Origin of the sequence: Kitasatospora sp. NPDC087315, from assembly GCF_044744345.1 — a bacterium.
Classification (GTDB): Bacteria; Actinomycetota; Actinomycetes; order Streptomycetales; family Streptomycetaceae; genus Kitasatospora.
Genome location: NZ_JBIUYD010000002.1, coordinates 341238 through 361011 on the forward strand (window position 1 = coordinate 341238; position 19774 = coordinate 361011).

General features: G+C 74.9%; 16 protein-coding genes. 7 read left to right on the plus strand and 9 right to left on the minus strand.

Annotation, left to right across the window (positions count from 1 at the left end; genetic code table 11):
- Positions 1-61: 61 nt before the first annotated feature.
- The 3 genes from ACIO5D_RS04545 to ACIO5D_RS04555 are packed head-to-tail and all read right to left on the minus strand — an operon-like array spanning position 62 to position 3578.
- Positions 62-955 (minus strand): SDR family oxidoreductase, encoded by an 894-nt coding sequence (locus ACIO5D_RS04545; protein ID WP_400649613.1) that lies wholly within the window; start codon positions 953-955, stop codon positions 62-64.
- On the minus strand, positions 952-1920 hold the full coding sequence (locus ACIO5D_RS04550; protein WP_400649615.1) for an alpha/beta fold hydrolase: 969 nt from the start codon (positions 1918-1920) through the stop codon (positions 952-954). The genes ACIO5D_RS04545 and ACIO5D_RS04550 overlap by 4 nt, the downstream gene beginning before the upstream one ends.
- A complete protein-coding gene (locus ACIO5D_RS04555) occupies positions 1917-3578 on the minus strand; it encodes an NAD(P)/FAD-dependent oxidoreductase (RefSeq protein ID WP_363608524.1) in 1662 nt (553 codons plus the stop codon). The genes ACIO5D_RS04550 and ACIO5D_RS04555 overlap by 4 nt, the downstream gene beginning before the upstream one ends.
- Positions 3579-3770: 192 nt before the next feature.
- On the opposite strand from ACIO5D_RS04555, the gene ACIO5D_RS04560 reads away from it, so the two are divergent.
- On the plus strand, positions 3771-4574 hold the full coding sequence (locus ACIO5D_RS04560) for a MerR family transcriptional regulator (RefSeq protein ID WP_400793910.1): 804 nt from the start codon (positions 3771-3773) through the stop codon (positions 4572-4574).
- A 70-nt stretch (positions 4575-4644) separates the two neighbouring features.
- On the opposite strand, the gene ACIO5D_RS04565 is transcribed toward ACIO5D_RS04560, so the two are convergent.
- The 4 genes from ACIO5D_RS04565 to ACIO5D_RS04580 all read right to left on the minus strand — a co-directional run bounded on the left by ACIO5D_RS04565 (position 4645) and on the right by ACIO5D_RS04580 (position 9685).
- Positions 4645-6666, minus strand: coding sequence for an SMI1/KNR4 family protein (locus ACIO5D_RS04565; RefSeq protein ID WP_400793911.1), 2022 nt, complete (start codon positions 6664-6666; stop codon positions 4645-4647).
- 45 nt (positions 6667-6711) lie between these two features.
- Complete coding sequence (locus tag ACIO5D_RS04570; protein ID WP_400793912.1) at positions 6712-7968, minus strand: nucleotidyl transferase AbiEii/AbiGii toxin family protein; 1257 nt, start codon at positions 7966-7968, stop codon at positions 6712-6714.
- Between the two features lie 38 nt (positions 7969-8006).
- Positions 8007-8684, minus strand: a complete 678-nt coding sequence (locus tag ACIO5D_RS04575) for a hypothetical protein (protein ID WP_400793913.1) — start codon at positions 8682-8684, stop codon at positions 8007-8009.
- 245 nt (positions 8685-8929) lie between these two features.
- On the minus strand, positions 8930-9685 hold the full coding sequence (locus ACIO5D_RS04580; RefSeq protein WP_400756403.1) for a dienelactone hydrolase family protein: 756 nt from the start codon (positions 9683-9685) through the stop codon (positions 8930-8932).
- A 133-nt stretch (positions 9686-9818) separates the two neighbouring features.
- On the opposite strand from ACIO5D_RS04580, the gene ACIO5D_RS04585 reads away from it, so the two are divergent.
- Complete coding sequence (locus ACIO5D_RS04585) at positions 9819-10112, plus strand: DUF6191 domain-containing protein (RefSeq protein ID WP_363608536.1); 294 nt, start codon at positions 9819-9821, stop codon at positions 10110-10112.
- A 108-nt stretch (positions 10113-10220) separates the two neighbouring features.
- Here ACIO5D_RS04585 and ACIO5D_RS04590 read toward each other — a convergent pair whose 3' ends face one another.
- Positions 10221-11006, minus strand: coding sequence for an iron-sulfur protein (locus ACIO5D_RS04590; RefSeq protein ID WP_400649630.1), 786 nt, complete (start codon positions 11004-11006; stop codon positions 10221-10223).
- A gap of 203 nt (positions 11007-11209) precedes the next feature.
- On the opposite strand from ACIO5D_RS04590, the gene ACIO5D_RS04595 reads away from it, so the two are divergent.
- The 5 genes from ACIO5D_RS04595 to ACIO5D_RS04615 all read left to right on the plus strand — a co-directional run bounded on the left by ACIO5D_RS04595 (position 11210) and on the right by ACIO5D_RS04615 (position 18218).
- Positions 11210-12415 (plus strand): acetyl-CoA carboxylase biotin carboxylase subunit family protein, encoded by a 1206-nt coding sequence (locus tag ACIO5D_RS04595; protein ID WP_400793965.1) that lies wholly within the window; start codon positions 11210-11212, stop codon positions 12413-12415.
- Positions 12416-12444: 29 nt separating this feature from the next.
- A complete protein-coding gene (locus tag ACIO5D_RS04600) occupies positions 12445-14187 on the plus strand; it encodes an IucA/IucC family protein (RefSeq protein ID WP_400793966.1) in 1743 nt (580 codons plus the stop codon).
- Positions 14188-14275: 88 nt separating this feature from the next.
- A complete protein-coding gene (locus tag ACIO5D_RS04605; protein WP_400793914.1) occupies positions 14276-16054 on the plus strand; it encodes an IucA/IucC family protein in 1779 nt (592 codons plus the stop codon).
- The gene (locus ACIO5D_RS04610; RefSeq protein ID WP_363608542.1) at positions 16051-17265 is read left to right on the plus strand and encodes a type III PLP-dependent enzyme; all 1215 of its coding nucleotides are present in this window, start codon (positions 16051-16053) and stop codon (positions 17263-17265) included. The genes ACIO5D_RS04605 and ACIO5D_RS04610 overlap by 4 nt, the downstream gene beginning before the upstream one ends.
- A 152-nt stretch (positions 17266-17417) precedes the next feature.
- A complete protein-coding gene (locus ACIO5D_RS04615) occupies positions 17418-18218 on the plus strand; it encodes an inositol monophosphatase family protein (RefSeq protein ID WP_400650301.1) in 801 nt (266 codons plus the stop codon).
- Between the two features lie 91 nt (positions 18219-18309).
- Here the strand turns inward: ACIO5D_RS04615 and ACIO5D_RS04620 are convergent, their stop codons facing one another.
- Positions 18310-19755, minus strand: coding sequence for a pyridoxal phosphate-dependent decarboxylase family protein (locus ACIO5D_RS04620; RefSeq protein WP_400793967.1), 1446 nt, complete (start codon positions 19753-19755; stop codon positions 18310-18312).
- Positions 19756-19774: the final 19 nt, after the last annotated feature.

The following is a 19774-nucleotide window of genomic DNA, read 5'->3' on the forward strand; positions in this document are numbered from 1 at the left end:
ATTTCGAAATCTGTTATCTGTTGCTTGTTGTCTGTTACCTATCCTCCGTTGCCCGTGCCGCTCAGGTCCGTTCGCCGCGCGCCGCTTCGTCGGCGGCGCCGCCCGCGCCGACGGGGCGCGTCCGGGTGGCGGCGGTGGCCTTCAGCTCCGGGGCCAGCCTGGCGACATCGCGGGAGCCGACTGCGGCGATCAGGGTGGGGAGGAGCCAGCGGACCGGCTGAATGCCGCGCAGCCAGGCCTGGGCGTAGACGTGGGCGGAGCGGCGGGAGATGCCCGCGGCGAGGCGGGCGACCGCCGGATCCAGCGGGTAGGTCTTGCCGGCCGGCCAGGGCAGCCGGGAGCGCATCCGGGCGAGGACGACGTCCTGGTCGGCGCCGCGCACCATGTCGGTGTCGGTCCAGCTCAGGTAGCCGACCCCGACCTTGACGCCCTGGTGGGCGACCTCGGCGCGGAGCGCGTGGGCGAAGGCCTCGACGCCCGACTTGCTGGCGCAGTACGCGCTCATCAGCGGGGCAGGCGCGATCGCGGCGAGCGAGGCGATCTGGAGGAGGTAACCGCGGCTCTCGGTGAGGGCGGGGAGGAAGGCCCGGGCGGTGGCGACACTGCCGAGGAGGTTGACCTCGATCACCCGGCTGAACACCCGGTGGTCACTGTCCAGCAGCGGGCCGCCGACGGCGATGCCGGCGTTGGCGACGACGGTGTCGATCCGGCCGTGGTGTTCCTTGATCTGCCGGGCGGCCTCGGTGAGCGCGTCGATGTCGGTGACATCGGCCTCCCAGGCGGTGGCGGTCGGTCCGCAGAGGGCGGCGACGTTCTTCAGCTCGGCCGGCTCCAGGCCGACCAGGGCGACCTCGGCGCCGCGCCGGGCGAGCGTGCGGGCGAGCGCGGCGCCCACGCCTCGGGCGGCACCGGTGATCACGACGACCTGCGCGGAGAGCGGCGGAATGGCGTTCATGCGTCGGCGGTCCTCTCAAGTGAGGCGGCCGACGGCTGGACGCCGGGCGGGTGGGCGACGGCGAGATGGGCGCCCGCGAGGCGGTGGATCTCGGCGACGACCTCTGCGGGCCGCTCGACGGGCAGCATGTGGCCAATGCCGGGCAGCAGGAGCAGTCCCTGCGGGTCGGCCAGCGCGGCGACCATCCGGTGGGCGTGCACCGGGGGCGTCATCCGGTCCTCGGTGCCGACCATGACGGCGGTCGGCACGGTGAGCCGGGCGAGTCCGGCCCTGACGTCCAGCCGCTCCAGCACGCCCGCCCAGTTGGCCCGGACGGCGGTCGGGCAGGCGTGCACGATCCGGGCCGCCGCCTGCACCCGGTCGGTGGGTGACGCCGCTCCCATCGTCACGTACTTGAGCCCGGCGCGGCTGGCCGGGCCGACCGGCCCGAGCGGCAGCCGGGAACCCAGCAGCCGGCGGTGGAGGAAGCGGCGCAGCCCCGGGGAGCGCACCGCTCCCGGCAGGATGGTCAGTTCGGCGATCAGGTCGGCGGGGCCGGTGGAGACCAGCAGGGCGGCGGCGGTGCGTTCGGCGACCTCGGGGCGGCCGGCGGCGGCCATGATGGTCATGCCGCCCATGCTGTGGCCGACGAGGAGGGCCCGCTCCCCCGCCGGGACGGTCCGGGTGAGCACGGCCGAGAGGTCCTCGGCGAGCGCCCGGGTGGAGTAGCGGACCCGGCTCGGCGGGATCTCGCTGCGACCGTGGCCGCGCTGGTCGTAGGCCACCACCCGGTAACGGTCGGCGAGTTGGTGGATGACCGGGGCCCAGAAGGCGGTCGAGCAGGTCCAGCCGTGGGCGAGGACGACGGTCGGCGCCGCGGGCTGCCCGTGAATCTCGACGTGCAGCCGGATGCCGTCGGTCGAGCGGACGTCCAACTCCTCGACGGGAGCGGGCGGAAGGCAGTCGGCCGGGAGCGTCGGGCTCATACCAGGGCCTCCTCGGTGGTGGCGGTGGCGGCGCCGGCGGCGGGCGCGGGCGCGGTACGCATGATCAGCTCGTACTCGGCGAGGTCCACCTTGCGGGTGGCGCGGCGGAACGCGGTGGTGGAGGCGGGCCAGAGCACGGTGTTCCTGCCACTGCTGTCCAGGTACCAGCTGCGGCAGCCGCCGGTGGTCCAGACGGTGCGGTCCATCCGGTGCTGGAGTTCGAGGTTCCAGTGCCGCTGCGCGCGGGCGGTCGGCTGCATCGCGGTGGCGCCGACGGAGCGGAGCGTGGTGAGCGCGTCGATCAGATAGTTCAGCTGGGACTCGATCATCAGGATCATCGAGCTGTTGCCGAGGCCGGTGTTGGGGCCGACGACGAAGAAGAGGTTCGGGAAGCCGTGCACGGTGGACCCGCGCAGTGCCTCCATGCCGTCCTTCCACTCCTCGGCGAGGCTGGTGCCGTTGGCACCGAACACCCGTGCGCCGATCGGCATGTCGGTGACGTGGAAGCCGGTGCCGAAGACGATCGCGTCCACCTCGTGCTCGCTGCCGTCGGCCGCGACCAGGGTCGAACCGCGCACCTCGCGCAGGCCGGAGGCGACCACCTCGGTGTTGGCGGCGGCGAGTGCCGGGTAGTAGGTGTTGCTGAGCAGGATGCGCTTGCAGCCGATCCGGTAGTCCGGGGTGAGCCGGGCCCGCAGCGCCGGGTCGGCGACGCCCTGCGCGAGGTGCCGCTCGGCGAGCCCCTGGACGAGGCGCAGCGCGCCGGGCCGGCGGACGAAGGCGTCCACCTGGAGCTCGCGGAGCGCGAACAGCGCGCCACGGCGGATCCTGGCGGTGACGGGCAGCCGCCCGTGGAGCCACTTCTCCAGCCCGCTGATCTCGCGGTCGCCGCGCGGGAGGACCCAGGCGGGGGTGCGCTGGAAGACCGTCAGCCGGCCGACCTTCGGCTGGATGGACGGGATGATCTGGGCGGCGGAGGCGCCGGTGCCGACCATGGCGACCCGCCGGCCCGCGAGGTCGTAGTCGTGGTCCCAGCGGGAGGAGTGGAACACCTTGCCGGGGAAGGTGTCCAGGCCCGGCAGGTCGGGGATCTGCGGGTCGGCGAGCGCCCCGGAGGCGGAGACGATCGCGTCGGCGGTCCACTGACCGGCGGTGGTGGTGATCCGCCAGCGGGTCTGCTCGGCCTCCCAACGGGCTTCGGTGAGTTCGGTGTTGAAGCGCAGGTGGGGGCGGAGGCCGAAGACGTCGGCGACCTTCTCCAGGTAGGCGCGGATGTCGGGCTGGCCGGAGAAGCTGCGCGGCCAGTCGGGGTTGGGCGCGAAGGAGAAGGAGTAGAGGTGCGAGGGGACGTCGCAGGCGCAGCCGGGGTAGCTGTTGTCCCGCCAGGTGCCGCCGACCGAGTCGGCGCGCTCCAGGATGACGAAGTCGGTGATGCCGGCGCGGCGCAGCCGGACGCCGGCGCCGAGGCCGCCGAAGCCGGAGCCGATGACCGCCACCCGGACGTGCGGGACGGCCGCGGGGGCCTGGGGGTCGTGGGCGGCCGGGGCGTCGTCGGTCTCCGGGACGTCGTGCGCGTCGTGGGAGTCGTCGGCGTCCTGGGTGTTTCCGGCCTCCTGGGCGGGCGTGCCGGGCCGGGGGCGCTTGGTGCTGGATGCCATGCGGCGTCCTCCTGAGGGTGGGATCGCGGATTGCACACTGCCAAGAGGAACTGTCCCGGGAAGCGTCCCCCCGGAGACCGGGTAACCATGCCAGCAATCACTGGCATGGTTGGCAGGGTAGCCCTTGCTGACAGTTGATGGAAGAAGGACGACCACCCCGTTTCGACGACCGCCGGTCCTATGCTGAGCGCCGTGGAGAAGCTCAGAGCGGCTGCGGACGACGGACAACGCGAGTACCGGGTGGAGGAACTGGCCGAAGCGGCCGGCATCACCGCCCGCACGCTGCGTTTCTACCGCGAGCGCAAACTGCTCCCGCCGCCCCGCAGGGAGGGCCGGATCGCCTGGTACGGCGACGCCCACCTGGCCCGCCTGCGGGTGATCGCCGAACTGCTGGAGCGCGGCCACACCCTGGGCGGTATCGCCGAGTTGATCGGCGCCGGCGAGAGCGGCCGGGACGTCGCCGAGCTGATCGGGCTGGAGGCCGCGATCGTCGCGCCCTGGTCGGACGAGACGCCGGTGCGCCTGGACTGGGAAGAGCTCAAGGCCACCTTCGGCGACCAGCTGACCGAGGAGAACACCGCCGAGTCCATCGCCCGGGGCTACATCACCGTGGAGGACGACGGCATCACCCACGTCAGCCGCCGGCTGATGGACGCCACGACGGCGCTGGTCGCCGAGGGGGTGCCGCTCTCCGCCGTCCTGGAGGCCAGCCGGCGCACCCGGGAGCACGTGGACGCGATCGCCGAGATCTTCACCACCGTGGTCGCCGAGCAGCTGCTCGGCGCGCTCTCCGCCGACGCCCCGCTGCCGCCCGGCGAGGCGGCCCGGCTGACCGAGCGGATCCTCCGGGTACGCCCGCTGGCCCGGACGGTGGCGGACGCGCAGTTCGCGCTGGCGATGGACCGGCGGGTGCACGCCGAGTACGAGGAACTGCTGCGCCAGCGGCGGCTGGAGCCACGCGCCAGCGGCGAGGGCGAGGACGCCTGCGGTCCGTAGGAAAGCCGGTCCGCCCCGGCGACCCCCGCGACCCCGGTGACCCCGGTGGCCGTCACGGTGCGACCGCACGTCAGCTCTCGCCCGCCGCCATCCACCTGAGTTCCCCGTAGCTCTCGCCGGGCCCCGGCGGGCGCGTCCACGAGCGGGTGGTGAAGGAGTGCAGACGGCCCTCGGTGAGGGCGAAGCGGGGCAGCGCGACACCGAACTCTGCCGCGATCGCCGTCAGAGCCGCGCGCTCGGCCCGCCGATCGCCCCGCCGGTCGTCCTGCTCCGGTAGAACGTGTTCCGCAATGACGTGGTCCGGGCCGGCGTCCTCACCCCGGGCGAAGAACCGGTCCGGGTCGAGCGCCGGCGGTATCGCGCCGCTGCGGCGGATGTCAGCGCCCTCGACGGTGTACGCGTACCGCTCCTCGCCGTCCTCCGCGACGGAGAGGTGGAACAGGCCGTCCCCGGCCGCGTGCGACTCGGCCGGTACGCCCCAGACCACGACCGCCCGGGTGCCGTGCGAGTCGGCTGCGGCCGGGGACTCGAAGCGCGGGGCGCAGAAGGAGGCCGGGTCCGTGTCGAACGCGACGCTCCAACCGGCTCCGGCCCGGGCGACGAAGGCCTGCGCCTTGTCGTCGTACGTCGAACTCACGCCGCCGGCGAACCGTTGCCGCTGAGCCTCCCAACGGGTCATCGGCGCACCCAGCGCGGTGGCGTCGCCGTCCGCCCCGAACCGGGCGGGCAGTTCGTCCGGGGCCACACCCTCGACCAGGACGAAGCGGTACCCGTCATGGCGCCCCTGCCGGTCCTCGGCGGCCAGCCAGGCCAGGCCATCGCACCCGGACTCGCCCCCGCACCCGCACCCGGAGCCGCACCTGGAGCCGGACCCCGACCCGCCGGCCGGGGCGACGACCCCCGCCGGTCCGTCGTCGGCGTACCCGCCCCTCGGGACGGCGAGGAGTTCACGTCCGCGCTCCGGCGTGACGAGCGGCCCGAGGAGGGGGTCGGCGAGCAGGCCGAGCGGCGCGAGGTGGTCCGGCCCCAGCGGTGTCCAGTGCGGCAACCCGGCGAGCAGCGTCCGCCAGGCCTCGTCCGTGCCGCCCCATCGCGCCTGCTCCCGGGCGTGCTCCACGGCCCGGCCGAACGCGCCGGGAGCGGTGTAGCGGAAGGTCTGCTCCGCCACCTGCCGCAGGATCTCCGCCGCCGCGCCGCGCACCTCTCCGGACGCGGAACGCAGCACGAACTCCCATGAACCCTGGTCGCGTTGGGACCGGATGTGCTCGGCCGCCAGCACGGCCACCACGTCACCGGTGTAACGCGGATCGGCCGCCAGGCCGCCAAAGCCGACCGACCAGGTCTGCCCGAGAAGACGCCTGATCTGGTCGAGCATCTCCGTGGCGCGCGGCCTGCCGAACTCCGCCGCCTCCTTCAGTGCCGCCTCGGCCCGCTCGTACCCCCCGCGCAGCGCCTCGGCCCGGCCCTGCTCGACCAGTTCGTCCAGCGCCCGGGTCGTGCTGTTGACGAACCTCCCCTCCGTACGGCCGGAGGCAAGCCGGTGGAACTCGCGGTACATGGCGGCCATGAACGCCCGGAACGACCCGTACCTGGTCGGCGGGCCACCGGACCAGGACGCGTGCCGGTAGACCGCCCACTCCCCGGCCTCGTCCCGGTCGAGCGGGTCGAGCAGGACGAGCACCAGGTCGGACTCGACGTCCAACTGCAACGCGCGATCCCACATCCCGGCCCGCATGACCTGCTCCGGCGAGGAGTTCTCGTCCAGGAACTCACGGTCGAGCCGCCCCACCCCCGCGCCGTCCCGGTGCCAACGGGCCCCCTCGGTACCGGCGAGCCGCCAGACGAAGCCGCCCGCGTGCCGCCAGCCGTCGCTGACCTCCAGGAAGGCCCGGTACGACGGCGGCAGCGGCTGCCCCACCCACGCCTCCATCGCGGCTGTCCGCTCGGCGGACGCGGGCTCGAACCCCAGCCAGCGGGCACGCAGCGGCTCTTCGTCACCCGCCCTGTTGTCGTCGGCGTCGGCGTGCGCGTCCGCCCACTCCTCGCTCCACCGGGTGAGGAACGAACGCCAGTCGAAGGTCTCCTCGGTCATGGCGGCGATCCTCGCACCCGCCACTGACAGTCCGTCGACCGGCGCTCACGCCCCGTCGCGGGCCTCTCGCACCAGGCCGGCCCACCACTCCGGGTCCCGCCCGTACCGGTCGACCAGGCCGGACCAGGCCGGCTCCGCCAGGACGACGGCGCAGGCGTCCTCGAAGCGGCACCGCTCACCTCCGAGCAGTTCCCGGGTGATGACGATCGCGAGGGCGGCCGGGGCGTCGGAGGTGGCGAGCCGCCGCTGGACCTCCGGCATACCGGCGCTGTCGAGCACCTCGCGATACCGGTCCACCCAGCCCGCCAGCCACCAGCGCTTCGCCTCGGGGCCGGTCCCGTCGTCGCCGTCGAAGGTCGGTGCCAGGGCCTCGGCCAGCCGTCGGACGTACTGCTCGGGGCCGCCCTCGACCTCGGGATACTCCCGGGCGAAGTCGTCCCACTCCAGGTCCACCGCCAGCTCCCCGATCCTCGCCGCGGTGACGGGGTGGAAGGCGTACCAGTGCTCCCCGCCCACGAAGGCGTCCCGCAGCACCGACCGGCGCAGCCGGCACGACTCGGCCAGCAGCACCGCGTCGTAGAGGTCCTTGCCCTGCGGGTACCGGTCGGTGACCAGCCACATCAGCTTCCACGCGAGCGAGAGTTCGGGGGTGACCCCGAGCACCGGGGCACCGGGCCCGTCCGCCAGCGGACGGACCAGCCGTCGCTCCGGCGCCACCGGCAGCCGCTCGTTGAACACGAAGTCGAGCTGCACGGTGCCGCCGGGGAGCCCCTCGGCCGTCCAGGGCAGGGCCAGGCGCCGGCCGGGAACGCGCTCGTACGTCCAGATGTCCTCGCTCACGGCGCCTGCCGCGTCGAAGCGCACCGGGTGCCCGGCGGCAGCTTGCCCGGCCGCCAGCTCGGCGGCGCGGGCTATGCCGTCGATCATCGCGGCCGTCCGGGGCTCCCCGATCTCCCAGTCGGCCGGGGTGACCACGAAGTCCAGGTCGCCCGGCTCGCGCGCCGCCTCGCCGTACCAGCCGCGCAGCAGGACACTGCCGCGCAGCACCAGGTGGTCGGCCCAGTCCGAGCCGGCGATGCCGGCGAGGACGAGGTCGATGGCGCGGCGCCGGGCGTCCCGCCAGGCGAGCCCGACCTCGCGGTCCGCGAACCGGGGGTCGGTGGCCCGGTAGGCGTTCGGGTACTGCTTGAGGGCGGGGTCGAAAACCGCCTTCTGGACCGCGCGCGGGTCCTGTACCGGCCGGAGCGTCAGCGGCAGCCCGTACCCCGGGCGCCGTTCGTCGTCGAGCGGGGCCTTCGGCACCTCCCGATTACGCCATCCGAAGGATTCCCAGGTGCCGGTCATCGTCTGTCCGTTCCGTCGAACCAACCGTCGTCCACCGCCAGATTGCTGTCGTACACGACGAACTCCCGTTCCACCGAGAGGATGTCGAAGCCGGCCCCGGCGACCGCGCCGACCAGCCGGTCCAGCCGGTCCCCCGCCGTCCGCAGGCCGACGCCGTGGCAGCGCTGGGTAACGAACCGCTGCTGCCGCCCGGACGGCCCGGCCACCCGGCGGGCGTTCCAGGAGACGTGCGCGCCGTGGCCGGCGGCGACGGCGGTCAGGGCCTCGCGCTCGGCGTCGGCGGCGAGAGCCACCTTGAGATGGTGCTCGAAGTACCGCTCCGGGCCGAGCCGGCGCGCGTCCTCGTCGCTCGCCGGAACGCCGTCCGTCCAGGGCGTGGCCTCGATCTTCACCCGCACCGGCCGGTACCCGGCGGCGCTCAGACCGTCCGTCAACTCCTCCGCCGCGACACGCTGTTGGCGCAGCGATCCGGCGCCGTTCAGGGTCACCATCGGCTGGGACTTGGTCCGGCCCCGGGCGAGGCGGATGTGGAGGAGCTTCACTCCGCGCTCGGCGGCCCACCGTTCGAGCCCCGGCAGATCGCCGTCCGGGCAGGCGACGGTCACATGGGTCTCGAACTCGCCGAGGAAGCCGGCCTCGGCCGGCGACGGAGGGAGTGGGTAGTCAGTGTGCACCACCACATGATCATCCCAGCTCAGGACGCTCGCCGACACCGGTTTTCCATCCACCCCGAGGCCGGGCGAACTCTCCCGTACGCCACGGCCTTGCACCTCGGACGATGGCCTCGGGGTCGATCAGTGCGTGGAAGTCGGTGCGTCAGGGGGCGGCCGAGGGCGGGGTGTGAGGGTCGTCCAGGTGCCGTCGGGGAGTTGCCGCACGGTGGCCGCCTGGGGGCCGGGCGGGAAGGCGGCTCATCATCTCAGAGCGCGCGCTCCAGCAGGGCCAGCAGCGCGGTCCAGTGCCGTTCGTCCGCCGCCGCGTCGTAGCGGTCGGTGTCGGCCTGGGTGAAGCCGTGGTGGGCTCCCTCGTACACCTCGGCGGTGTGGCGGACACCGGCGGCGGTGAGGGCCTTCGTCAGACGGTCGATCTGCTCGGCGGGGAGCGCAGGGTCCTGGTCGGCGTGCCCGAAGTACAGCTCCGCGGTGATCCGGTCGGCGAGCAGGTGCGGGCTGTCCTCTGCCTCGGTGGCCAGGAAGCCGCCGTGGAAGCCGGCCGCCGCCGCGACCCGCTCGGGGTGGTCGGCGGCCGTCAGCAGGGCCAGCCGGGCGCCCAGGCAGTAGCCGGTGATGCCCACCGGCCCGTCGGCGGCGAGCGGGGAGTCGGCCAGCCAGCGGAGGTAGGCGTCGGCGTCGCGCTCCGTCTGCTCCGGGGTGAGCGACCCCACGATGGGGCCGAGGCGTTCGAACAGGCCCGGGTCCGCGCCCGCGGCGATGAACTCGGGCAGTTCGACGACCGGCGCGCGGCCGTGCCGGTAGAAGACGTTGGGCACCAGGACGGTGTAGCCGGCGGCCGCGAGCCGGTCCGCCATCGCCCGGATGTGCGGCCGGAGCCCGAAGGCGTCCAGGTAGAACAGGACGGCGGGGTGGGGCGCGCCGTCGTCCGGGTGGGTCAGGTAGGCGTCGGCGGTGCCGTCCTGGGTGGGGATGTCCACGGATGTTCCGCGCACGGTGGCCATCGGCGTCTCGCTTCCGTTGTCGGGGGGACGACTGTCCGGGAGATGGTCGTCCGGGAGATGATCCACGGTGCAGGGTACTCGGAACCAAGGCGCGGCCGGGGCTCGTTGGACCAGCATGGCGATAGTCGTGTGCATGTTGACGATGGCGGCGCTGATGCTGGTGCTGATCGGGTCGGTCGCGGTGCGCCGGATCGGGCGACGCGGGCGGAGCCCGGGCGCGCGGAGTACCGGGGTGGGCCTCGGCGCCGCCGGGATCGAGGAGTTGCACGCCCTCTTCAACCCCAACAAGCGGGTCCAGATCGAGCAGCGCCAGGAGCAGCTGGCCCTGCGGGACGACAACCTGGCGGGTGCTCCGCCCGGGACGGGGGTCGACCTGGAACGGGGCGTCGCGGTGTTCGGGCGGCGGGAGCTGCCGCGGGGAGCGTGAGCGGCATCGACCGGCCGCGGTTCGGGCTCCCCGGGCGCGGAGCATGTGGGCGAGCGTGGCGGCCGTCACCGGCACCGGTGCCGCGGCCCGCTCGTGACGGACGGGGCGTCAGAGGCGGTGCAGGCGTTCCTCGTCCGAGGTCCGGGGGCAGGTGAGGCAGGCGGGGGCGGGGCCGACCGCGTAGTAGAGGCAGCAGCCGAGCCGGGTGCGGGTGATGTGCTCGCGGCCGTCGGCGCCGGTCAGGCGGCGGAAGGCGGCGGCACCGGGCAGCGGCAGGGTGCCGCCGGGCAGGACGGCCTCGGCGGCGGCGACGGCGGCGTCCTCCTCGCCCAGCATCCGGCCGAGGTACCAGATCGCGGAGGCGAGATCGTCCGTCACCATGCCCCACAGCGCCCGGGTGCCGCGCCGGGTGGGGGCGGCGAAGGCGGTGAGCAGGGGTTCGACGTGGGTGACGACGGCGGCGCGCAGTTCGGCGCGGAGTTCGTCGTCACCGGGGAGGGTGATGTGGTCGCGCGGGCGGAGCGCGAGGTCGCCGGTGGGGGCGTGCAGCCAGAGGTCCGCGGGGTCGATCGTGGGCACCCGGCGGCCGAGGTGCCATGGTCCGGCGATCAGGACGCAGACGGACCACAGGTAGTGGTGCAGCAGCCGGGAGGCGGTGACATGGGGGCGCGGGGCGGTGCCGTCGGCCGCGGCGATCCGGGCGGCCTCGCCGGCCAGCGCGGCATCCAGCGCCTGTGGGTCACGGACGAGTTCGACCGCCGAGTACCAGCCCATGGCCGCCGGCGGGGGCGGTTCGCCGGCGGCGAGCAGCCGGACCCGCAGCACCGGGCAGAGGTCGGACAGCCGCCGGTAGTCCGCGCGGAGGGGCTGCGCGACGCGGGGCACGGCGGGCACAGGTGTTCCCGAGATCATCGGCACTCCCGAGATCGAATGAGGTGAGGCTTACCTTATAGGCGATCAATGGATGCCCCGGACCACACCGGGGCGACTTGACGGACTTAGGCAAACCTAACCTAGGATCTCGCCCCGTGCCGAGAATCGACCCGCCGGACACCGCGGCCCCGGCGGCAGCCGTCCGCACCACGGAGAGGCCAGACATGCGGCTCTATCTGCTCGCCCTCAATCCCACCGACTCGGTCACCGAGGGGTTCCTCCCGGCCGCCGCCCGGCTCGGGCTGGACGTCACCGTGCTCACCGACCACGCCGGCCCTCACCACCGCGCCTACACCGGAATGGAGTTCGCGCCCGAGGTGCTGGAGTGCGAGGCACCGGACTTCCGCGCGGTGGTCAGCCGCATCTCCCGTCACCACGCGCCCGACGCGGTCTTCAGCAACAGCGACCACCTCCAGACCCAGACCGCCCTGGCCGCCGAGTACTTCGGGCTGCCCGCCAAGGACTGGAAGGCCGCGCTGCGCGCCAAGGACAAGGGCCAGCTCCGCCGCCACCTCGCCCTGGCCGGCCTGGACTCCGTCTGGTCCGCCGAGCTGGCGCCCGGGCAGGACCCGGCCGAGCTGGACCCGCCGTTCCCCTGCGTCGTCAAACCGCGCGAGGGCGTCGCCAGCGAGGACGTCACACTGGTCGGCGACGCCGCCGAACTGGCGCTCCGCTGCCGGGAGATCCAGCACCGCCGGGCCGGTGCCACCCTCGTCGTCGAGGAGTTCCTGCCGGGGCGGCTGCACACCCTGGAGACGCTTGGTGACGGTCGGCGGCGGCATGTCCTCGGCGGCTTCCGGACCAGGCTCTCCCCTCCCCCGCACTTCATCGAGGAGGCACTGGAGTTCACCCCCGCGCACCCGCCGCACGTGGTCGGCCAGGTGCTCACCCAGCTCGACGCGATCGGCATCGGGCTCGGCGCGTGCCACACCGAGTTCGTCGTCCAGCCGGACGGCCGGGCCCGGATCATCGAGGTCAACTACCGTGCCATCGGCGACCAGTGCGACCTGATGCTCGCCGAGGTCCTCGGCATCCCGCTGTTCGAGCACATCCTCGGCGCCCACCTCGGCCGCGCACTGCCCGAGGACCTCGGCGAGCACTGCGCCGACACCGCCCGCCGCGCCCGCAACGAGGCCGTCTGCGCCGACCGGGCCGGCATCCTCACCGCCGCCCCCGGGCCGTACGACGAGGAGCGCGACGGCGTCCGGCTCGCCTACCGGCCGCTGCGCCCGCTCGGCGAACGCCACGAGCACTACCGCACCAACCGGGACTACCTCGGCGTCATCTGGGCCGTCGGCACCGACCAGGCCGCCGTGGACACCGCCGTCGCCCGCTTCCGCGCGGCCAACCGCTGGGAGATCACCCCGTGAGCACCGCGCGCCCTGCATCCGATGCGAACATCACCGGCCCGGACTCCGTCGAACCCCATTCCGCCGAAGCCCAGTTGACCCTGCGGGTGCTCTCCGCGCTGCTGCGCGAGGACGTGCTCGGGCTGCGCAGCCACAGCCGGCCCGAGGACCGGGCGGACGGGCGCTGGCTGGTCCTCCCCGAGGCCGGCCTCGCCCTGCCCGTCGCCGCGGAGGGCTTCCAGTGCGAGTACGCGGCCCGGCGGCCGCTGCTGGAACTCCACGGCACCGGACTCACCTCCCTGGAGGCCGTGGTGGCCGCCCTCGCCGGGCTCTCCGAGGACGAGGACCGGCCCGGCTGGGCGGCCTTCACCGAGGAGTGCCGGCAGACCCTGGCCACCATGGAACTGCACCGGCGCTCCCGGGCCGAGGTGCACACCGCGCTCACCGACCTCTACGGCGCGGACCCGGCCGACTGGACCGGCCCCGCCGCCGCCCTCGGCCACGACACCCTCGCCGCCTATCTCGACCACCCGGTCTACCCCACCGCGCGCGGCCGGGCCGGCCTCACCGAACAGCAACTCCGCTCGTATGCACCGGAGTTCCACCCGGCTTTCGAACTGCGCTGGCTGGCCCTCCCGGCCGGCGCCGTCACCGCGCACGGCGACCGGCCGCTGCCCAGCTGGTGGCCCACCCCCAGCTGGCTCGGCCTCGGCCTGGACGGCGGCGACGCCGCCTGGGCCACCCTGCCGGTGCACCCCCTCACCGTCGGCGCGCCGCTCGCCGAGGCCCTGCGCGCCACCGGCCTGGCCGACCGCGCCGTGCTCGCCGACCGGCCCTACCTGACCGTCGTCCCCACCCTCTCCATGCGCACCGTCGCGGTCGCCGACGACCCCGCCCGCCACCTCAAACTCCCGCTCGCCACCGCCACGCTGGGCCGGCTCAACCGGCGCACCATCAAGCCCGGCACCCTGCTCGACGGCGCCGCCGGCCAGCGACTGGTCGAGGCCGTGCTGGCCCGCGAACCGCGCCTGGCCGGGCGAATCCTGCACGCCGACGAACAGAGCTGGGCCCACGCCGGGCACGAACTGCTCGCCGTCCTCTGCCGCCGCTACCCCGCCGGCCTCGACCGGGCCGTCACCGTCCCGCTGGCCGCCCTGCTGGCCCCCGCCCCCGGCGGCCGCCTCGTCCTCGACCACCTGGCCGACCGCTACTACGGCGGTGACCCGCTCGCCCTCTACGACGCCCTGCTGGAGCTGCTGCTCGACTGGCAGACCACACTGTTCGGCTATGGCATCGCGCTGGAGTCCCACCAGCAGAACACCTCGCTCGTCCTGGACGGCGACGGCCTGCGGCTGCTCTACAAGGACGACGACGGACCGCGCGTCCACACCGGCCGGCTCGCCGCCACCCTCGGCGAACAGGCCCCGGCCCGGGAGGAGTTCGACGACGCCCGGATCTTCGGCACGGACGACCGGCCGCTGACCGACCTGTTCACCACCATCACCGGCCATCTCTGCACCGGCGCCCTGGCGTTCGGCCTCGCCGCACACGGCCGCGCCGAACTCACCGACACCCTGGCCCTGTTGCGCGGCCGCCTGACCGAGGCCGTCGACCGGATCGGACCGGCCGGCGCACCGCTGCGCACCGCCCTGCTGGACGCCGGGCGGCTGCCCGTCAAGGCCATGGTCACCGCCGGCACCCTGCTCGGCAAGCAGCGCTCGGGTGCCGCCGACATCAACAAGCACTACACCAGCGGCCCCAACTACCTCCTGGCGCCCGGGCCCGCGCGATGAGCGCGAACACCGTGGCGTGGTACTCCGGAATCGGTGCCGTCGCGGCCACCGGATCAGCCCTCCCGTCCCGCAAGCGCTGGAGTCGCCGATGACCCACGAACTGCCGACCGCCGACCAGGCGGTGGCCCACACCCTGCTCAACTGCCTGCTGCGCGAGGTCTCCGCACCCGAGCGCCCGACCGCCGTCACCGACGGCCGGCTGCTGGTCCGGCTGCCCCGGCGGGGCGTCCGGCTGCGGATCACGCTGCGCCGCACCTCGCTGCTCGGCGCGCACCGCTTCACCGGCCCGGTGGAGGAGGAACGCCCGGACGGCTGGACCGAGCTGGACTGGCGTGAGCTGGCCGGGCACGTCCAGCACGAGCTGGAGCTGCGGACCGGAACGGTGAACGAGGAGTTCCTCGACCAGCTGGCGTCCAGCCATGACGGCGTGCGGGAGGGGCTGGAGAACCGACCACAACCCGGCACCGACCGCTACCTGGAGTCCGAACAGGCCCTGCTGTTCGGCCATCGCTTCCACCCCGCCCCGAAGTCCCGCTCCGCCGCGCGCGGCGACTGGCGCGCCTACGCGCCGGAGTCCCGGGCCGTCTTCCGGCTGCATCACCTCGCCGTCCGGGAGGAACTGCTCGCGCACTCCTCGCTGGACGAGCGGGCCACCGCGCTGCTGGACGGACTGGGCGAGGCGCCCGCCGGTTACCGACTGCTGCCCGCCCACCCCTGGCAGTACCAGCTCCTCGCCGACCACCCGCTGTTGCGTGACGCGCTGGCCGGCGGGGAGATCCTGGACCTCGGGCCCGGCGGGGAACCGTTCACCGCCACCGCCTCGGTGCGCACCCTGCACGGCGCGGGCGCGTTCCTGAAGTTCAGCCTCAACGTCCGGATCACCAACTGTCTGCGCAAGAACGCCGCGTACGAGCTGACCGGCGCCGTCGCGCTCACCCGGCTGCTCGCCCCGGCGCTGGCCGACCTCGCCGAGCGCTTCCCGGACGCCGCGGTGCTGCGCGAACCGGCGTTCCGCACCCTCGCCCTGCCCGGCGCCGACGGCCGCCCGGACCAGGCGCTGTACGAGGGCTTCGGCCTGATCGTCCGGGAGGGCTTCGCCGGTGTGCTGCGGCCCGGCGTCACCCCGCTGCTCGCGGCCGCCGTCGCCGACGAGCACCCGACCAGCTCGGCGCACATCTCGCGGCTGCTCGGGCAGCGGGACGGCCCCGGGGGCGGGGAACGACGGGAGGACGGGCGGGCGGCGCTCGACTGGTGGAACGCCTATCTGCGGCTGCTGGTCCCACCCGTGCTGGCCGCCTACTTCGACCACGGCGTGGTGCTGGAGCCGCACCTGCAGAACGTGCTGATCGGTGTGGACGCGGCCGGGTGGCCCGCCCAGGTGATCTTCCGCGACCTGGAGGGCACCAAGCTCCTCCCCGAACGGAACGCCGCCCCGCTCGCCGTCCTGCCGCCCGAGGTGGCCGGGCCGATGGCGTACGACGCCGAGCGCGGCTGGGACCGCGTCGTCTACTGCCTGCTGGTCAACCACATCGCCGAACTGCTGGCCGCGCTCGCCGACCGCCACCCCGCGCTGGAGGGCGCCCTCTGGGAGGCCGTCCGCCACACACTGGCACGGTACGCACACGCCCACGGCTGCCCGCCGAGGCTGCGCGCCCTGCTCGCCGGGGCGCCGCTGCCCGCCAAGGCCAACCTGCTCACCCGCTGGGAGCGCAAGGCGGACCGCGAGGCCGGGTACGTCCGGCTGCCGTCCCCGCTGGCCGGGCACGTCCTGGCGGGGGCCGTGCAGCCCCCGGGCCGGGACGCGCTCGCGGGCGCTCGGCCCGTTCCCGCCACCGCCGTTCCCGCTGCCGCAGGGAGTGCCCGATGACCGAGGCCGTCCGCCGGCACGTGGCCGGCCTCGCGCCGGAGGCGCTGCCCGCCTACGTCTACGACCTGGCGGCGCTGCGCGCGCACGCCGCCGCCGTCCGGGCCGCGCTGCCCCGGCGGGTCGAGCTGTACTACGCCGCCAAGGCCAACCCCGAGGCCCCCCTGCTGACCGCGCTGCGGGACACCGTGGACGGCTACGAGGTCTCCAGCGGAGGCGAGTTGGCCCATGTCCGGGCGAGTGTGCCGGGCGCCCGGCTGGCGTTCGGCGGCCCGGGCAAGACGCCCGCCGAGATCGCCGCCGCCGTGGCCGCCGGGGTGCACCGCTGGCACGTCGAGAGCGAGCAGGAGCTGCACCGGCTGGCCGCCGTCCTGGCCGGGCGGCCGCAGACCGTGGTGGACGTGCTGCTGCGGGTCAACCTGCCGGTGGCGACGGGCACGCTCGCCTCGGTGGCGCTGGCGATGGGCGGGCGGCCGACCCCGTTCGGGCTGGACCCGGAGCGGGCCGAGGAGTGCGTCCGGCTGCTCGCCGGGCCACTCGGACGGCGGCTGCGGCTGCGCGGTGTGCACGCCCACCTGGCCAGCGGGCTGGCCGCCGGGGAGCAGCTGGCCCTCGCCGAGCGGATCGTCGGCTGGTCGGCCGCGCTGGCCACCCGGCACGGGTTCGTCCTGGACGAGGTCAACGTGGGCGGCGGCATGGCCGTGGACTACGCCGACCCGGCCGCCCGCTTCGACTGGACGGCCTTCGGCGCGGGCCTGGCCGGACTTCTCGACCGCCACCCCGGCCTGACCCTGCGGATCGAGCCGGGGCGCGCGCTGACCTCCTACTGCGGCTGGTACGCCACCGAGGTCCTGGACGTGAAGCGGAGCCACGGCGAGGACTTCGCGGTGGTCCGCGGCGGCACCCACCATCTGCGCACCCCCGCCACCCGCGGCCACGACCAGCCGTTCTCGGTGCTGCCGGTGCCGGACTGGCCCCACCCCTGGCCGCGGCCCGCCGTCACCACCGGCCGGGCCACCCTGGCCGGTCAGCTCTGCACCCCGAAGGACGTGCTCGCCCGCGCCGCCCCGGCGGCGGACGGTCTGCGCACGGCGGACCGGGTGCTGTTCGCGATGGCCGGCGCGTACGGGTGGAACATCTCGCACCACGAGTTCCTGATGCACCCTCGCCCGGGCTTCCACTATCTGGACGGGGCGGCCACCGGGGACGGCTGACGGCACAGCCGGGAGGCTGCCGGGGGCTGCCGAGGACACCGGCGGAGCCCGGCGCGGGGCCGCGACGCGCGCCCCGCCGAGGGGGCTGCCGCAGGTCACCACCGCACAGGCGTGCGAGAGTGGTAGGCAGCGAAGGGAGCGGGCACGTGCTGATGGACAAGGTGGCGGAGATCCTCGCCGAGGCGTCGGCCGAGGTGGTCGAGCCGCGGTTCCGGGCCCTGGCCGCGGGCGAGGTGATGGAGAAGGCCCCCGGCGACCTCGTGACCATAGCCGACCGCGAGGCCGAGGTGATCATCGAGCGGCGGCTGCGCGAGCTGCTGCCCGTCCCGGTGGTCGGCGAGGAGGCCGTCGCCGCCGACCCGGCCCTCGCGCAGGCCCTGCACTCGGAGCCCGCCGTCTGGCTGGTGGACCCGGTCGACGGCACGTCGAACTTCATCGCCGGGCGCCCCGACTACGCCGTGATGGCCTCGCTGGTGCGCGCCGGGCAGACCGTCGCCGCGTGGATCTGGCAGCCGGTCACCGCCACCTGCTACAGCGCCGAACTGGGCGCCGGCGCCTGGCGGAACGGCCACCGGCTGACCCGGACCCCGGCACCCGCCGTGCCCGCCAAGTGGCGCGGCTCGGTGAAGAGCCGCTACCTCGACCCGGCGTCGCACCGCCGGCTCCAGACCAGCGCCGCGGCGGCCTTCGGCGAGCTCACGCCCGGCCGGAACGCCGCCGGGATCGAGTACCCGGACCTCGTCGAGGGAGCGCTGGACTTCATCCTCTACTGGCGCACCCTGCCGTGGGACCACGCCCCCGGTTCGCTGCTGGTCACCGAGTCCGGCGGGGTCTCCGCCCGGCTGGACGGCAGCCCGTACCGGCCGGAGGCGCCGGGCGGCGAGGACGGCCTGCTGGTCGCCGCCGACCAGGAGACCTGGGAGCAGACCCGGGCCGTCCTGTTCGGGGAGTAGCGCCCGCCTGGCCCCGACCCGCTCGAACCACCGGCCCGCCCGGACCACCGGCCAACCGCCGCCGCGCGGACGTGGTCGCCGCGGCCCCGCGTCACCCCGCCCCGGCCTCCCGGCCTGCCCGGACCACCTCGTGCAGCAACGCGCCCACGTCGGCCGGGGTGGTGTGCGGGTTGAGCAGCGTCAGCTTCAGCCGGACCCGGCCGGGGCCCTCGCCCGGCAGCTCGGTACGGCCGACCACGGCCCGGCCGGTGCGCAGCAGCGCCCGGCGCAGGGCGCCGTTGAGCCGGTCCACGGCGGCGGGGTCCCGCTCCCCCGGCGGGCGGTAGCGGAACACCACCGTGGTGAGGACGGGCTCGCCGTGCAGTTCCAGTTCGGGCTCGGCGCGGACGGCCTCGGCCGTGTCGAGGGCGAGTTCGTGGCAGGCGTCGACCAGCCTGCCCAGGCCGTCCCGGCCGAGCGTGCGCAGGGTGACGGCGATCTTGAAGGCGTCGGCCCGCCGGGTGGTGCGCAGTGAGCGGCCGAGCAGGCTGGGGTAGCCGGCCTGCTCGTCGTCGGCCGGGTTGAGGTACTCGGCGCGGCGGGCGAGCGAGACGTAGCTCTCGGCGCGGCGGGTCAGGAAGATCCCGGCGGCGGCGGGCTGCCAGCCGAGCTTGTGCCAGTCGAGGGAGACGGAGTCGGCGCGGGCGATGCCGTCCAGCAGCGGGGCGAGCCGCGCGGAGAGCAGCGCGCCGCCCCCGTACGCGGCGTCCACGTGCAGCCAGGCACCGTAGCGGGCGGCGAGGTCGGCGGCGGTGTGCAGCGGGTCGATCGCGCCGGTGTCGGTGGTGCCGGCGGTGGCGACGACGGCGATCGGGGTCTGCCCGGCCCAGCTGGTTTCGGCCAGGGCGCGTTCCAACGCGGCCGGGTCCATGCGCAGTTCGCGGTCGACCGGGACGGGGACGACGGCGCGTTCGCCGAGACCGAGCAGGGCGGCGGCGCGCTGGACGGAGAAGTGCGCTGCGCGGGAGGCGATGATCCGGGGGGTCACACCCGCCGGGATGCCGTCCAACTCGACGATGCCGTCGAGTTTCTGGTCCCTGGCCAGCATCAGGCCCATCAGGTTGGACTCGGTGCCGCCGGAGGTGAGCACGCCGGTTGCGCGGGCCGGGTCGTAGCCGACCAGGACGGCGAGTTCGGCGATCAGCGCGGTCTCCAGCGCGGTGGCGGCGGGGGCCTGGTCCCAGGAGTCCTGGGAGGGGTTGAGGGCGCTGACCGCGAGGTCGGCGGCGGCCGCGACGGCGAGCGGTGGGCAGTGCAGGTGGGCGGCGCAGGCCGGGTCGGCGGGGTCGGCGGCGCCGTGGGCCAGCAGTTCGGTGAGGCGGGCGAGCGCGCCCCGGCCGTGGGCGCCGGCCAGGGTCTCGGTGACCAGCGCGGCGATCGCGGCCGGGCTGCCGGCGGGCAGCGGACCGCCGCGCCGGGCGGCCCCGGTGTCGAGCGCGTCCAGCACCGTGGCCAGCAGCGGTCCGAGCGCGGCGGGGCCGGCGACACCGCCGGCCAGAGCGTCGAGCGGGGTGTCG

Bases quoted from the DNA above. Each gene is read 5' to 3' on its own strand.
- ACIO5D_RS04550 (WP_400649615.1), bottom strand. From the start codon at position 1,920: ATGAGCCCGACGCTCCCGGCCGACTGCCTTCCGCCCGCTCCCGTCGAG.
- ACIO5D_RS04615 (WP_400650301.1), top strand. From the start codon at position 17,418: ATGGACAAGGTGGCGGAGATCCTCGCCGAGGCGTCGGCCGAGGTGGTC.
- ACIO5D_RS04605 (WP_400793914.1), top strand. From the start codon at position 14,276: ATGACCCACGAACTGCCGACCGCCGACCAGGCGGTGGCCCACACCCTG.
- ACIO5D_RS04545 (WP_400649613.1), bottom strand. From the start codon at position 955: ATGAACGCCATTCCGCCGCTCTCCGCGCAGGTCGTCGTGATCACCGGT.
- ACIO5D_RS04610 (WP_363608542.1), top strand. From the start codon at position 16,051: ATGACCGAGGCCGTCCGCCGGCACGTGGCCGGCCTCGCGCCGGAGGCG.
- ACIO5D_RS04555 (WP_363608524.1), bottom strand. From the start codon at position 3,578: ATGGCATCCAGCACCAAGCGCCCCCGGCCCGGCACGCCCGCCCAGGAG.
- ACIO5D_RS04595 (WP_400793965.1), top strand. From the start codon at position 11,210: ATGCGGCTCTATCTGCTCGCCCTCAATCCCACCGACTCGGTCACCGAG.
- ACIO5D_RS04585 (WP_363608536.1), top strand. From the start codon at position 9,819: ATGTTGACGATGGCGGCGCTGATGCTGGTGCTGATCGGGTCGGTCGCG.
- ACIO5D_RS04565 (WP_400793911.1), bottom strand. From the start codon at position 6,666: ATGACCGAGGAGACCTTCGACTGGCGTTCGTTCCTCACCCGGTGGAGC.
- ACIO5D_RS04580 (WP_400756403.1), bottom strand. From the start codon at position 9,685: ATGGCCACCGTGCGCGGAACATCCGTGGACATCCCCACCCAGGACGGC.